This window comes from Kinneretia sp. DJ1R-11 (genome assembly GCF_025717595.1).
Classification (GTDB): domain Bacteria; phylum Pseudomonadota; class Gammaproteobacteria; order Burkholderiales; family Burkholderiaceae_C; genus Paucibacter_A.
Genome location: NZ_JAJIRR010000012.1, coordinates 37748 through 50795, shown reverse-complemented (window position 1 = coordinate 50795; position 13048 = coordinate 37748). Strand labels below are relative to the sequence as shown.

Annotated in this window: 12 protein-coding genes; 6 read left to right on the top strand and 6 right to left on the bottom strand. The window is 67.8% G+C overall.

Annotated features, from left to right (window positions below; genetic code table 11):
• Positions 1 to 27 precede the first annotated feature (27 nt).
• Positions 28 to 828, bottom strand: coding sequence for a LytR/AlgR family response regulator transcription factor (locus LNV23_RS18250; protein WP_263564289.1), 801 nt, complete (start codon positions 826 to 828; stop codon positions 28 to 30).
• Complete coding sequence (locus tag LNV23_RS18245) at positions 806 to 1903, bottom strand: sensor histidine kinase (RefSeq protein WP_263564288.1); 1098 nt, start codon at positions 1901 to 1903, stop codon at positions 806 to 808. The genes LNV23_RS18250 and LNV23_RS18245 overlap by 23 nt, the downstream gene beginning before the upstream one ends.
• 378 nt (positions 1904 to 2281) lie before the next feature.
• Between LNV23_RS18245 and LNV23_RS18240 the strand changes: the two genes are divergently transcribed.
• Both LNV23_RS18240 and LNV23_RS18235 read left to right on the top strand, forming a co-directional pair.
• The gene (locus LNV23_RS18240; protein ID WP_263564287.1) at positions 2282 to 2755 is read left to right on the top strand and encodes a (2Fe-2S)-binding protein; all 474 of its coding nucleotides are present in this window, start codon (positions 2282 to 2284) and stop codon (positions 2753 to 2755) included.
• A 1-nt stretch (position 2756) separates the two neighbouring features.
• Positions 2757 to 4937, top strand: a complete 2181-nt coding sequence (locus LNV23_RS18235; protein ID WP_263564286.1) for a xanthine dehydrogenase family protein molybdopterin-binding subunit — start codon at positions 2757 to 2759, stop codon at positions 4935 to 4937.
• On the opposite strand, the gene LNV23_RS18230 is transcribed toward LNV23_RS18235, so the two are convergent.
• Positions 4924 to 6252 (bottom strand): HD-GYP domain-containing protein, encoded by a 1329-nt coding sequence (locus tag LNV23_RS18230; protein WP_263564285.1) that lies wholly within the window; start codon positions 6250 to 6252, stop codon positions 4924 to 4926. The two genes, LNV23_RS18235 and LNV23_RS18230, sit on opposite strands and share 14 nt — an antisense overlap.
• A gap of 44 nt (positions 6253 to 6296) precedes the next feature.
• Positions 6297 to 6491, bottom strand: a complete 195-nt coding sequence (locus LNV23_RS18225; protein ID WP_263564284.1) for a heavy-metal-associated domain-containing protein — start codon at positions 6489 to 6491, stop codon at positions 6297 to 6299.
• 76 nt (positions 6492 to 6567) lie between these two features.
• Here LNV23_RS18225 and LNV23_RS18220 point away from each other — a divergent pair, with 76 nt between their 5' ends.
• From LNV23_RS18220 to LNV23_RS18210, 3 genes are read left to right on the top strand one after another with little or no spacing between them, the layout of a single operon-like run.
• Positions 6568 to 9018 (top strand): heavy metal translocating P-type ATPase, encoded by a 2451-nt coding sequence (locus LNV23_RS18220; protein WP_263564283.1) that lies wholly within the window; start codon positions 6568 to 6570, stop codon positions 9016 to 9018.
• Between the two features lie 50 nt (positions 9019 to 9068).
• Positions 9069 to 9794 carry a hypothetical protein gene (locus LNV23_RS18215; RefSeq protein ID WP_263564282.1) on the top strand — a complete coding sequence of 242 codons (726 nt, stop codon included), beginning with the start codon at positions 9069 to 9071 and terminating at the stop codon, positions 9792 to 9794.
• Positions 9795 to 10382, top strand: coding sequence for a TlpA disulfide reductase family protein (locus LNV23_RS18210; protein WP_263564281.1), 588 nt, complete (start codon positions 9795 to 9797; stop codon positions 10380 to 10382).
• Between the two features lie 7 nt (positions 10383 to 10389).
• Here LNV23_RS18210 and LNV23_RS18205 read toward each other — a convergent pair whose 3' ends face one another.
• Positions 10390 to 11289: a pirin family protein gene (locus LNV23_RS18205; RefSeq protein ID WP_263564280.1), complete on the bottom strand. Its 900-nt coding sequence runs from the start codon at positions 11287 to 11289 to the stop codon at positions 10390 to 10392.
• 49 nt (positions 11290 to 11338) lie between these two features.
• On the bottom strand, positions 11339 to 11962 hold the full coding sequence (locus LNV23_RS18200; RefSeq protein WP_263564279.1) for an FMN-dependent NADH-azoreductase: 624 nt from the start codon (positions 11960 to 11962) through the stop codon (positions 11339 to 11341).
• A 154-nt stretch (positions 11963 to 12116) separates the two neighbouring features.
• Here LNV23_RS18200 and LNV23_RS18195 point away from each other — a divergent pair, with 154 nt between their 5' ends.
• A complete protein-coding gene (locus tag LNV23_RS18195; RefSeq protein ID WP_263564278.1) occupies positions 12117 to 13046 on the top strand; it encodes a LysR family transcriptional regulator in 930 nt (309 codons plus the stop codon).
• The last annotated feature ends 2 nt before the right edge of the window (positions 13047 to 13048 follow it).

Sequence of the window (13048 nt, the reverse complement as noted above, 5' to 3'; positions counted from 1 at the left end):
GGCCTTGAGCCCCACAGGACGCCTGCCTCAGCCGAAGCGCGCCCGCACCTCTTTGACAAAGCGCTCGCTGACCGGCACCACCTCGCCCGAACGCAGGCTCAGCGCGTACGTGCTATCGCCAGTGACGGCCAGGCTGGCAAAGGTCTCGGGTCGCACCAGAGCCGTTCGGTGCACGCGCTGGAACTGCCCACGCGGGAGCCTCTCCTCCAGCGCGGCCAGTGTGGAGCGATGCAGGACCACACGCGCCGCCGCAGACGCGGTCGGCGCCAGATGCAGTTCCACATAATTGCCGGCCGCGGAAATCCACTCGATGTCGGCCACGGCGATGCGCTCAACTCGACCCACCGAACGCACGCTGAGGAAGGGCAGCTCCGGCATGCCCTCGCCGGCGGCGCGGCTTTGCTGTTCGCGCACAAAAGCCTGCACGGCCTCGGCTTGCAGGGCCGCACCCTGCTGGAGGCTGAGCCACTGCTCGGCCCGGCCCAGCATGGCGGCAAAGCGTTGGTCGTCGAAGGGCTTGAGCAGGTAGTCGAGCGCGAACACATCGAAGGCGCTCAGCGCATGCTCGTCGTAAGCGGTGACGAAAACCACCAAGGGCGTCTGCGATGAGGGCTGCTGAGCCAGCTCGGCCGCGAAGGCCAGACCGTTCTGGCGCGGCATCTGAATGTCCAGCAAGAGCAGATCGACCTCGCGCTGCGCCAGGGCCACGCGCGCTTCGGCGGCGCTGGCGCATGCACCCACGCAGCGCCACTGCGGATGCTCGGCCAAGGCCAGCTGCAGATTGCTACGCGCCAGCGCCTCGTCGTCAACGATCAGTGCGTTCCACATCTTCATCATTCACTTCCCGCCATGGCAGGCTCAATTCGAGGACAAAAAGGCCCTGATCCTGATGGGTTTGCAGCCCGGCTGCGGCGCCGTAAAGCATGGCCAGGCGTTCGCGCGTGGCGCTCAGGCCAACGCCATGACCGCGCTGGCTGCTGGGGCTGTCACCGAGCGAATTCTCGATGCGCAGCCCAATTCGAGGCCCCCCGTCGTCCTCGGCACACAGAGAGATCGACACCCGCCCCAAGCCGGCGCCCGCCTCCAAACCATGGCGAATGGCGTTCTCAACCAGAGGCTGGAACAACAAGGGCGGGCAGGCTGCCTGCTGCCAGTCGGCCGCTGCAATCTGCCAATCGAGCTGCAAATCGTCGCCAAAGCGCAAGCTCTGCAGTGCCAGGTACTCGCGCACAAAATCCAGCTCGTCCTGCACCGTCACCCAATCCCGCTTGCTGACGCGCAAGGCATAACGCAGCAATTCGCTGACCCGGGTCAGGGCCGACAGCGCCTGGCCGCGCTCGCCGGCGCGCACCAAGGAGGAGATGCCGTTCAGGGTGTTGAACAGGAAATGTGGTTCCAGCTGTCCTTGCAGCAGGGTCAGGCGCAAGCGCATGTTGTCGCTCTGGGCGATTGCCCAATCGCGCTCACGGCGGCGACTGCGCTGCCAGGCACTCAGGCCGACCACGGCCGCAAAAGTACCCGTGACCACCATGAACTCAAACCACCAGAGCACACCCTCCTGGCGCCCGAGGTTGGCCAAGAGCCGATGCCAGGGCCGATCCAACCGCCACATCACGGCTACCACCTTGGCCGTGATGGCCAGGGGCACCACCACACTCACGCTTAGGACATAGAGCCCAGCCAGTTGCCGGGCCTGGGTCCAGCGCTGCGGCCAGCGCTCGATGCACAGATGTAGCAACCAGGTGTAGAGCGCCAAGAAGCTCAGAGCACCCAGCGAGTCCTGCAGACCCACCCAGGCGGAGCTGCCTCCGCCTCCACGGCGGGCGGCATCGGCGTACAGGGTGGCCGTCATCAAGAGGCCGACCGCCAACCAGGCCAGCAGAGACCAGAACAAGGATTGCACCCAGTGCGTCTCTGGCCTGATAGGGCTTGTCTCGCCCTCTGCTTGAGGCAGGGGCAGAGAAGGCAGCAATGGTGATGGCATCGGAGAGATTCGAAGGGCGGGCGAAGCCGTGGCACAGCGAGATAAAAGCTTGCACCCGAGCGCGCAACTGTAGGGGATGGGCAAGCGCGCCCAAAAGGGCTTGGCGGCAGCAGCTCGGGGTTTCGTCCCAAGGCGAACACGCAGCGCCCCGGCGAAAACACCAGGCCATGCAGAAACAGTCCAGTCTGTGTAAGCTGCGGGCGGCGCGACGCAGCCGCTCGGCTGCCGCCGACCGGCTGCATTCGCCCCCGACCCTCGCCACATTTTTCGCCATCCTCCCCACCCCAGGAGACGCCCATGAGCATCCAGCTGACCGTGAACGGCCAGGCCGCCACCCTCGACGCCGACCCCGACATGCCCTTGCTGTGGGCGCTGCGCGAAGACCTTCAATTGACCGGCACCAAGTTCGGCTGCGGCATGGCCTTGTGCGGGGCCTGCACCGTGCACCTGGACGGCCAGCCCGTGCGCGCCTGTTCCACGCCCTTGTCGGCCGCCGCAGGCAAGAAGATCACCACCATCGAAGGCGTGAGCGCCAGCAAGACCGGGCGTGCCGTGCAGGCCTCCTGGGTCAAGCTCGATGTGCCGCAGTGCGGCTACTGCCAGAGCGGCCAGATCATGAGCGCCTGCGCCCTGCTGGCGGCCAAGAAAAAGCCCAGTGACGCCGACATCGACCAGGCCATGAGCGGCAATATCTGCCGCTGCGGCACCTACCAGCAGATCCGGGTCGCCATCCACGACGCCTCGGCCACGCTCAGCCAGAAGGGAGCTTGAGATGCACAACGCCCAAAGCCCTAAGGCCGCCACCTTGAACCGCCGCCAGCTGCTGCAGGCCGGCGCCAGCGGCGCCGCCGCCCTGAGCATCGGTTTCGCCCTGCCGCTGGCCGCGCGCCGCGCCCAGGCGCAAGCCGCCAGCAACACCTTCGCCCCCAATGCCTGGCTGCGCCTGACGCCAGACAACCGCGTCACCGTGCTCTGCGGCAGCTCGGAAATGGGCCAGGGCGTGCTGACCGCCATCCCCATGCTGCTGGCCGAAGAGCTGGACGCCGACTGGCGCCAGGTCGGCGTCGAGCAGGCGCCGGCCGATGGCCGCTACAACAACCCCATGTTCGGCATGCAGGCCACCGGCGGCAGCACCACGGTGCGCGCCCACTGGACACCGCTGCGCCAGGCCGGTGCCGCGGCTCGCGAGATGCTGGTGGCGGCCGCAGCGACCCAGTGGCAGCTGCCCGCCGCCCAGCTACGCACCGAGCGCGGCCATGTGCTGGGCCCGGCCGGACAGAAAGTGGCCTACGGCGCCCTGGTCGCCGCGGCCTCGCAGCTGCCCGTGCCCAGCGCGCCCAAGCTCAAGGCCTCGGCCGACTTCAAGATTCTGGGCCGCCCCACCCGACGCCTGGACACACCGGCCAAGACCAATGGCACGGCCCGATACGGCATCGACGCCCAGGTCGAGGGCATGGTGATCGCCGTGCTGTCGCGCGCGCCCTTCGAAGGCGCAAAACCCAAGCAGATGGACGAAGCGGCAGCACGCGCCGTCAAAGGCGTGGTGCAGGTCATCACCCTGCCCTTCGGCGTGGCGGTGCTGGCCCAAGGCTACTGGGCCGCACAACAAGGCCGCCAGGCCCTCAAGCTGGAATGGGACCTGAGCGCCAAGCCCGAGCAAGCGACGCTGTCCCCGGCCCAGGTCAGCACCCTGCTGCTGCAAGGTGCCGAACAGGCCTCGGCCGTGGCGGTGGACCAGGGCAATCTCAAGGATGCATCCGCCGTGGCCGTCAAGACCCTGAGCGCGCGCTACGAGGTGCCCTATTTGGCCCATGCCTGCATGGAGCCACTCAACTGCTTGGCCTGGGTACAGGCCGACCGGGCCGAGGTCTGGACCGGCACCCAAGGCTCAGGGCCCACACAAATGGTGGTGGCCCAGGTGGCCGGCATGCCGCAAGCCAATGTCAAGGTCAACACCAGCTTGCTGGGCGGTGGCTTCGGGCGCCGCTTTGCGCATGATGTGACCATTGCCGCGACCCTGCTGTCCAAGATCAGCGGGCGGCCGGTCAAGCTGATTTACGACCGTGCCGACGACATGGCCGCCGGCTTCTACCGCCCCGCCTCGGTGGTGCAGTTCGAAGGCGCGCTGGACGCCCAGGGCCGGCCGACCATGCTGCGCGCCGATGTGGGCTCGCCCTCCATCATGGCGGCCTCGGGCTTTATGAAGATCCCCGAGAACGGTGTGGACTCCATGGCTGTCGAGGGCCTGGCCGACCAGCCCTACGACATCGCCAATCTGCGCATCGCCTATGGCCGCGCCGAGCCCGGCCCGCAAGTCTGGTTCTGGCGCTCGGTGGGGCATTCACAGAACGCCTTTTTCCTGGAAAGCTTCATCGACGAAATGGCCCACGCCGCCGGCGCCGACCCGCTGCAGTTCCGCCTCGCCGCCTTGGGCAAGCAGCCGCGTTTGCAGGCGGTGCTGCGCCTGGCTGCGGCCAAGGCCGGCTGGGGCAAGAAACTGCCCAAGGGCGTGTTCCGCGGCATCGCCGTGGCCGAGAGCTTTGGCAGCTTTGTCGCCGAGGTGGCCGAGGTCTCGGTGGGCAAGGACGGCGCGCCCAAGGTGCACCGCGTGGTGGCGGCCGTGGACTGCGGTCAGACGGTCAACCCGCTGACCATCCAGCACCAGGTCGAGAGCGCCATCTGCTACGGCCTCTCGGCTGCGCTCTACGGCAAGATCACGCACAAGGACGGACGCGTCGAGCAGAGCAATTTCCACGACTACCCGGTCGTTCGCATGAGCGAAATGCCCAAGGTGGAGGTGCATCTGGTGGCCAGCCAAGAAGCGCCCGGCGGTATCGGCGAGCCCGGCACGCCACCCCTGGCGCCGGCAGTGGCGAACGCCATCTTTGCCGCCACCAGCGTGCGCCTGCGCCAGCTGCCGATCGACCCGGCCCTGCTGATCAAGAAGGGCTGAGGTCGGCCTTGAGCGTGTCGATCAGGCCCTGCAACAGGGCCTGATCTTCGACGCTGAACTGGCTGGCGCGCATCAGCGACTCGCGCTCCAGCTCGCGCATGCGCCAGCTGAATTCGCGCACCAGGGAGACCGTCTCGACCTTGACCTGGCCGGCCTCCGCGACCAGCTCACCGAACACGGTCGCGGGCGCGCCAGTGTCCAGGCCGGCGCTGCTGAAGGACGTCTGCAGCTGCTGCATGCGATGGAGCAGCAGCTCCAGCATGCGCCGCAAGGCCGGGCTGGCGTCGGCCATGCGCGCGTCGATGAGCTCGCGCGAGGCGCGGAAGCTGCGCAGCACGGCCGCGACCCGCACCGCTTTGGGCAAAGCATCGGCCAGGCTGGCCGCCTCGTCGGGCAGGGCATTGGGCCCAGCGCAGGCCAGCGAAACCCGGCGCAACTCCTCCAGCAAACCGCTGCCGAACTCGCCCGGGATCAGCTTGGTGGCGATGCTGGCGTGCACGACGGCGCTGGCGCCACTCTCCATCAGGCCGACCAGCCACTCGGCGGCGGCCAGGATCTGCGCCGGCAGACCCAGCTGGGCCTCGCCGCGCAGGCCTTGCGGGTAGCCAAAGCCGTCCAGGCGCTCATGGTGGCTGATCACCAATTCGGCCAGGGCCGGGCCACCACCGGCAATGCCGCTCAGGACCCGGTGGCTGATGATGGAATGACTGACCAGATGGCGCCACTGCTCGGCATGCAAAGGCAGATCGCGGCGCAGAAACTCGGGTTGCAGATAGAGCTCACCGACATCGTGCAAGAGGCCGGCACGGGCCAGCAAGCGGTGGCCCTCGATGTCGCCGGGCAGCAGGCGGCGCGCCAGGCCCAGTGCGGCCAGGGCCACACCGACCGCATGTTCCAGCCGGTCGGGGCCGCGCTGGGCATAGACAGTCAGCAAGGCCTGCAAAGGTACCGACAAGGGCAAGTTCCCCAGCGATTCGGCCGCCGGCCGGGCGCGCTCGTGCTGGCACAGCTGCTGCAGCAGTGGATGGCGTTGCAGCAGCTCCTGCGCCAGCGCGCTCAAGCGCTGCGGCGCGATGCCCTCGCTCAGGCCCAGGCAATGCTCGAGCGGTTTTTGCAGCTTGTGCTGCAGCAGGCGCTCGCGTTGGCTGGCGCTGATCTTGCTGCCACGCGCCAGCAGCTTGACGCCGCTGCCGCTGACGATGTCTTCCGTGGCCTCGATCTCGCGTTGCTCAGCGGTGGCGACCAGATGGTCGAGGTAATGCGGGTTGACCGAACCGTCATCCTCGGCCGCGGCGCGCTTGATGGCTTCCAGCATGGGCAAGGCGGGGTGAGCTGCAGGGGAAGAAGCGCCAGCGCCGCTCAGGCCGGCGGGTAGCCCGCTTCGCTCAGCGCCTGGGCCAGCGCGGCCTCGCTCTGCACCCCGCCCTCGACCTGCAGGCGATGGGCAGGCAGATCGAAGCTCAGCTTCGCTTGCGGGTCCAGCGCGGTCAGGGCCGCAGTGATGGCGGCCACGCAATGGCCGCAGCTCATATCGGGGAGGGTGAATTCGCTCATGGGGTTCCCGGCGCAAAAAAGGCACTGGATGCCAGTCTAGGGCAGCTCGGGCAGCTTGGCGCGACACTAGCCGCATATGAATGCAACCCCTGCACGCCCTGAGTCCTCCGCCAGCCTGCGCCTGCCGCTCTCGGGCATGAGCTGCGCTTCTTGCGTCGCCCGCGTCGAGACCTTGCTGCGCAAACAAACCGGGGTCCTCTCGGCCGAGGTCAATCTGGCCACCGAAACCGCCGTACTGACGGGTTCGCCGGATTTGCCCAGCCTGGCAGCCGCACTGGCGCAGGCCGGCTATCCGCTCAAGCTGAAAACCTGGCGCTTGCGCATCCAGGGCATGACTTGCGCCTCCTGCGTCGGCCGGGTCGAGCGGGCGCTGCTGAAGCTGCCGGGGGTGCTGACGGCCGAAGTGAACCTGGCCATCGAAAGCGCCAATGTGCAGGTGCTGGAAGGCATCACGGCGGCGACGCTGACGGCCGCCGTCGGCAAAGCCGGTTACGAGGCCAGCCTGCTGGACACCCAGGATGCCGGCGCGAGCGGCCCGCCCTGGTCCGCCAGCGTCTGGCCGGTGGCGATCGCCGCCCTGCTGTGCGCGCCCCTGGTGCTGCCCATGCTGGGCATGCTGGTCGGCCAGCACTGGATGCTGAACGGCTACTGGCAGCTGGCTCTGGCGGCACCGGTGCAGTTCTGGCTGGGCGCACGCTTTTACAAAGCCGGCTGGGCCGCCCTGCGCGCTGGCAGCGGCAATATGGACTTGCTTGTGGCCCTGGGCACCAGCGCGGCCTTTGGTTTGTCGCTGTACGAGCTCTGGGCCCATGGGCCGATGAGCATGGCTTTGTATTTCGAATCGGCGGCCGTGGTCATCTGCCTGGTGCTGCTGGGCAAATGGCTGGAAGCGCGGGCCAAGCGCCAGACCACCGAGGCCATCCGCGCCCTGCAGGCCCTGCAGCCGCAGAGCGCACGCGTGCTGCGCGAGAGCCGGGAACAGGAGCTGCCGCTGGAACAGCTGCGGCTCGGTGACGAAGTGCTGGTGCGGCCGGGCGAACGGATCCCGGTCGACGGCCTGGTGCTGGAGGGCCGCAGCCAGGTCGACGAATCGCTGATCACCGGCGAGAGCCTGCCGGTGGCCAAGCAGGCCGGCGAACACCTGACCGGCGGCGCCGTCAATGGCGAAGGCCTGCTGCGCCTGCGTTGCACCGCCCTGGGCGCGGAATCGACCCTGGCCCGCATCGCCCGCATGGTGGAAGACGCCCAAGGCCACAAGGCGCCGATCCAGCGCCTGGTCGACCGGGTCAGCGCGGTGTTCGTGCCCGTGGTCCTGCTGCTGGCCCTGCTGACCTTGCTGGGCTGGGGTCTGGGCACCGGGCTGTGGGAGCCGGCCTTGCTGCATGCGGTCTCGGTGCTGGTGATCGCCTGCCCCTGTGCCCTGGGCCTGGCCACGCCCACCGCCATCATGGCCGGCACCGGCGTGGCGGCGCGTTATGGCATCCTGATCAAGGATGCCCAAGCCCTGGAGCTGGCCCACAGTCTCAAGCTGGTGGCTTTCGACAAGACCGGCACCCTGACCGAGGGCCGGCCGCGTTTGCTGGCGCACGAGGGCCATGCCGATCTGCTCGCCCTGGCCGCCGCCGTGCAGGCCGGCAGCGAACACCCGCTGGCCCGCGCCGTGCGCGAAGCAGCGGCCGAGCATGCGGGGCTGCACATCCCGGCCGCGCGCGAGATGCGCGCCGTGGCCGGCCGCGGCGTCGCCGCCCAGGTCGACTGGCAGGGCGAAGCCCGCGAGCTGCGCCTGGGCAGCAGCCGCTATATGAGCGAACTGAAGCTGGACCTGGCGCCGCTGCAGGCGCGCGCCACCGCCTTGCAGGACGAAGGGCGCAGCCTGTCCTGGCTGGCGGCACTGGGCCGCAACGAACAGGAAGCGCCGCAGCTGCTCGGCTTGCTGGCCTTTGGCGACCGGCTCAAGCCCAGCGCCGCGCAGGCGATCTTGCGCTTGCACGCCATGGGCGTGCAAACGGCCCTGATCAGCGGCGACAACCGCGGCAGTGCCGGCACGGTGGCCCGGCAGCTGGGTATCGATGAGGTCCATGCCGAGGTGCTGCCGAAAGACAAGGCCGACATCGTCAGCCAGCTCAAGCGCGGCCCGGATGGGCAGACCCGCAGCGTGGCCATGGTCGGCGATGGCATCAACGACGCGCCGGCCCTGGCCGCAGCCGATGTGGGCCTGGCCATGTCCAGCGGCACCGAGGTCGCCATGGCCGCCGCCGGCATCACCCTGATGCGCGGCGACCCGGCCCTGGTCGCCGATGCCATTGCCATCTCGCGCCGGACCTACGCCAAGATCCGCCAGAACCTGTTCTGGGCCTTTGCCTACAACGCGGTCGGCATTCCGCTTGCGGCCTTCGGTCTGCTGAACCCGGTGCTGGCCGGTGCGGCCATGGCGTTTTCGAGCGTGTCGGTGGTCAGCAATGCCTTGTTGCTGCGGCGCTGGCGGCCGGTCGCACCACAGTCCGCTGTAGATCCAAGCACAAGCTGACGCAGAATATGCGCTGACTCCGATGCCCGCAGCAAGCATCCATACCCGCCATGTTTTCACACTGCACCCACACTTTCTCGCGCCACGGCTTGTCGGCCTTGATGTGCGCCCATCTGCTGATGGCGGCCGGCGCCACCCGCGCCCAGGAATCCGCCGAGGCCACAGCCCAAACCAGCACCAGCAAGGGCTCGAGTTACGAAGTCTGGGCTGATGTGTTGTTTGGCCCCGACGGGCGCAATCTGGCTTTCCATCTGCCAGACGAAGCAGACCTGCCCACGGCCTTTGCCGATCTGGTCAAGCGTCAACTCCAGTCGGCTCGCATCCCATCGGTGCAAGACAGCGACGGCTCGCCGGCCACCTTTCGCACCGGCGTGCGAATGGACTACCGCTTGCTGCCGGCCAGCAATCCTGAAGAAAACAGCCAGGTGCAGTTCCTCGGCTTGGCGGTGGCGCCCCTGCCAGTCAAGCGCTACCTGGCCAGCTACCCGAAAGATGTCAGCCATCAACCGGGCTGGGAGGGCGGCGTGAAGGCCACCTGCCATGTCAGCCCAGAAGGCTTGTGTCAGAAGATCGATGTGCAGATGCTGCCGGGCATGCCGGAGTCGGTACGCCGCTTCGCCAAAGCCTCGTTCGACGGCTGGGTCTTTGAAGCCCAGCGCATCAACAACCGCCCGGTCGAAGGTGAAGTTTCAGCGCGCTTCGCCCTGCACACGCGCGATGAGTACCCCAGAGATTTCCGCATTCCCGCTTTCCAGCGCTTCATCCAGGGCCGTTGAATGGCAACAGGACTCGAATTCGGCGCATTCGCCATCCGGAGCCGCGCACTTGCGCGTCAGGCGAGCCAGGCGGCTCTGAGCCTGGCCCTGCTTGCAGCACCGCTGGCCCAAGCCAAGCCCGGAGTGCCGGGCGCCGGCGACCTGCCACCCGACGCCGTGGGCAAGAACCTTGATGGCGACACCATTCTGCTGAGCCAGTACCCTGGGCGCGCCGTGGTGCTGACCTTCTGGGCCACTTGGTGTGGCTATTGCCTGAAGGAATTGCCGGTGCTGGAGAAGATCCAGAACCTGATCGGCCGCGAGCGCCTGGAAGTGATCGCCGTCAACACCGAGGCGCGCGATGTCTTCCGCAGGGCCAAACGCACGTTGAAGGACTACAAGCTGCAGATGATTTACGACCCCGACAAGCAGGCTCAGCAAGCCTTCGGGGTGCAGGGCATCCCGCATATGCTGATCATCGGCCGCGACGGACGCATCGTCCGCCTGTACCGCGGCTACAGCGAAAGTGAGCTGGACGCGATCGCCACCGACATTGACGCAGCCCTGGTCGCACCCCTGGCCAAGGAGGCCAGCAACAGCCAGCCTTGAACTGCCATCAGGCCAGCACGCCGGCCTGATAGTCGCGTACCGCCTGCACCAGCTCCTCATGCGTGTTCATCACGAAGGGGCCATGCTGGGCGATCGGCTCGCGCAGCGGTCGGCCGGCGATCAGGATGGCGCGGGTCGCCGTTTCCACCGTGTCCGCCGCGGCCTGCAGCACCAGGCCGTCGCTGCCCGGGGTGTTGGCCAAGATGGCCATGCGCTGAGCCGGCACGCGGCAGCCGCTCGGGAATTCCAACGCGCCGCGGTACACATAGACGAAGGCGTTATGCCCCTCGGGCAGTGCCTGCTCGAGGCGAGCACCGGCCGGCAGATGCAGGTCCAGATACAGCGGCTCGGTGTGCTCGCGCTGCACCGCGCCGGCCACGCCGTGGCTGTGGCCTGCGATCACGCGCACGGTGACGCCGGCCTCGGTCTGGAACTCAGGAATCTCGCCGGAGGGGATGTCGCGGTACCAGGGCGGGCGCATCTTGTCGTGGCTGGGCAGGTTGAGCCAGAGCTGGAAGCCCTCCATGCGGCCCTCTTCCTGCTCGGGCAGCTCGCTGTGGATGACGCCGCGGCCGGCCGTCATCCACTGCACCCCACCATTGCCAAGCAGACCTTCGTTGCCGGCGGAATCGCGGTGGCGCATGCGGCCTTCGAGCATGTAGGTGACGGTCTCGAAGCCGCGATGCGGGTGGCTGGGGAAACCGGCGATGTAGTCATCGGCCTTGTCCGAGCCAAAGGCGTCGAGCATCAGAAAGGGGTCGAGGCGGCGCTGCAGGTCCTGGGTCAGCACGCGGGTCAGCTTGACGCCGGCGCCGTCGCTGGTGGCTTGGCCGGCAACCAAGCGCTCCACCGCACGGGGCGTGCGCACGGGGGCTTGCACAGAGGCTTGGGGCTTGCTGCTGCTCATCGGGTGTGACCTTTCTTCGTTCTCGTTGGCTTCAGTGGCAAGAATCGGCTCAGGCGATGGTAGCGAGCGCGCCGCTGATCTGCTCACGCGCGGCTTCCCAGGCGGCCGCTTCTGCATCGGGGCCCATGGCCAGACCTTCGGCGTAGATGAACTGCACATCGCTCATGCCCAGGAAACCCAGCACCGTGCGCAAATAGGGCACGACCGTGTCGCTGGGTTGGTCGCGGTAGATGCCGCCGCGCGCCAGCAGCACATAGACCTTCTTGTTCTTGAGCAGGCCTTCCGGGCCGTTCGCCGTGTACTGGAAGGTCACACGGGCCCGCGAGATCGCATCAATCCAGTTCTTCAGCTGGGCGCTGACGCCGAAATTGATCATGGGCGAGCCGATCACCAGCACATCGGCGGCCTGCACCTCGGCGATCAAGGCGTCATCCAGGGCGACACGGGCGGCCTGCTCGATGCTGCGTTGCTCGGCGGGCGTGAACAAGGCCTGCAAGGCCGCCTCGTCCAGCACCGGATGGGGCTGCAGGGCTAGGTCGCGGACCGTCAGTTCACTGCCCGGGTGCTGGGTTTGCAATCGGGCCACCAGCTCCTGGGCCAGGCGGGTGGACACGGAGCCTTGGCCGTCGACGACACGGCGGGCGCTGGAGTTGATTTGCAGAATGCGGCTCATGGGGTTTTCCTTCGCTGTGGGTCATTGCCGCATCCCTTGAAGCGGCGATGGGCTCACTGTATTGAGAACTCTTGAGATACAGAAGCCATCAATCTGGATAAGATTGTTCCACCAAAGCATCAATCAAAGCGTCATTCAAAGGAACCACGCCACCATGAGCCCCGATGCCGACGACCTGCTGCTCTTTGCACGTGTGATGGACAGCGGCAGCTTCAGCCGCGCTGCCGAACGGGTGCAGCTGCCCAAATCGAGCGTGTCGCGGCGCATTGCCGCGCTGGAGCAGCGTCTGGGCGAAAAGCTGCTCCAGCGCAGCACCCGGCGCCTGGCCTTGACCGAGTTCGGTGCCGGCGTGCTTGAGCATGCGCGGGCACTGACGGCCGAGGTCGAGAGCGCCCTGGCCCTGGCCTCAGAGCGCCAGCTGCGGCCCAGTGGCCGCCTGCGGGTGTCCATGCCAGCCGATCTGGCCCACCATGCTTTTGGGGACATGCTGGCGGAGTTCACGCGCCGCCACCCTGACATCACCTTGATGCTGGACCTGTCGCCGCGCCGTGTCGACCTGATCGCCGAGGGCTTTGACCTGGCGGTGCGTGTCGGTGATCTGCCGAGCGACAGCCAGCTGGCTGCGCGCCGCCTGGCCGTCTTCAACAACGGCCTCTACGCTTCGCCCGCGTACCTGCAAGCCCATGGCGAGCCGCAGGATCCCGAAGACCTGCTGGACCAGCATGGCCTGATGATCCTCAACCGCGCCGGCGACGCGCCGCCCTGGCAGCTGCAGCGCAGCGCTGCCGATGGTTCAACACAAAGCTGGAGCGGGACGCCCGCCCGCCGCAGCCTGGTCAACGCCCCCGACATGCTGCTGCGTCTGGCCTGCGCCGGTGTCGGCATCACCGCCGTGGGTGAGCACTTCGCAGGTCCCTGGGTCACCGGCGGTCAGTTGCGGCGCGTGCTGCCGGACTGGTGTCTGCCGACCGTCAGCTGCTGGGCCGTGTTCCCCGAGCGCCGTTTGATGCCACTGCGCACCCGGGTGTTTCTGGAAGCCGCCGCGGCGACCCTGGCCAGTTGCCCGGGCCAGCCGGCACGTTGAGG

What these genes read in the sequence shown, in the direction of transcription:
- LNV23_RS18205 (WP_263564280.1), bottom strand. Translation starts at nt 11,289, where the DNA reads ATGAGCAGCAGCAAGCCCCAAGCCTCTGTGCAAGCCCCCGTGCGCACG.
- LNV23_RS18215 (WP_263564282.1), top strand. Translation starts at nt 9,069, where the DNA reads ATGTTTTCACACTGCACCCACACTTTCTCGCGCCACGGCTTGTCGGCC.
- LNV23_RS18230 (WP_263564285.1), bottom strand. Translation starts at nt 6,252, where the DNA reads ATGCTGGAAGCCATCAAGCGCGCCGCGGCCGAGGATGACGGTTCGGTC.
- LNV23_RS18235 (WP_263564286.1), top strand. Translation starts at nt 2,757, where the DNA reads ATGCACAACGCCCAAAGCCCTAAGGCCGCCACCTTGAACCGCCGCCAG.
- LNV23_RS18225 (WP_263564284.1), bottom strand. Translation starts at nt 6,491, where the DNA reads ATGAGCGAATTCACCCTCCCCGATATGAGCTGCGGCCATTGCGTGGCC.
- LNV23_RS18250 (WP_263564289.1), bottom strand. Translation starts at nt 828, where the DNA reads ATGTGGAACGCACTGATCGTTGACGACGAGGCGCTGGCGCGTAGCAAT.
- LNV23_RS18240 (WP_263564287.1), top strand. Translation starts at nt 2,282, where the DNA reads ATGAGCATCCAGCTGACCGTGAACGGCCAGGCCGCCACCCTCGACGCC.
- LNV23_RS18195 (WP_263564278.1), top strand. Translation starts at nt 12,117, where the DNA reads ATGAGCCCCGATGCCGACGACCTGCTGCTCTTTGCACGTGTGATGGAC.
- LNV23_RS18210 (WP_263564281.1), top strand. Translation starts at nt 9,795, where the DNA reads ATGGCAACAGGACTCGAATTCGGCGCATTCGCCATCCGGAGCCGCGCA.
- LNV23_RS18220 (WP_263564283.1), top strand. Translation starts at nt 6,568, where the DNA reads ATGAATGCAACCCCTGCACGCCCTGAGTCCTCCGCCAGCCTGCGCCTG.
- LNV23_RS18200 (WP_263564279.1), bottom strand. Translation starts at nt 11,962, where the DNA reads ATGAGCCGCATTCTGCAAATCAACTCCAGCGCCCGCCGTGTCGTCGAC.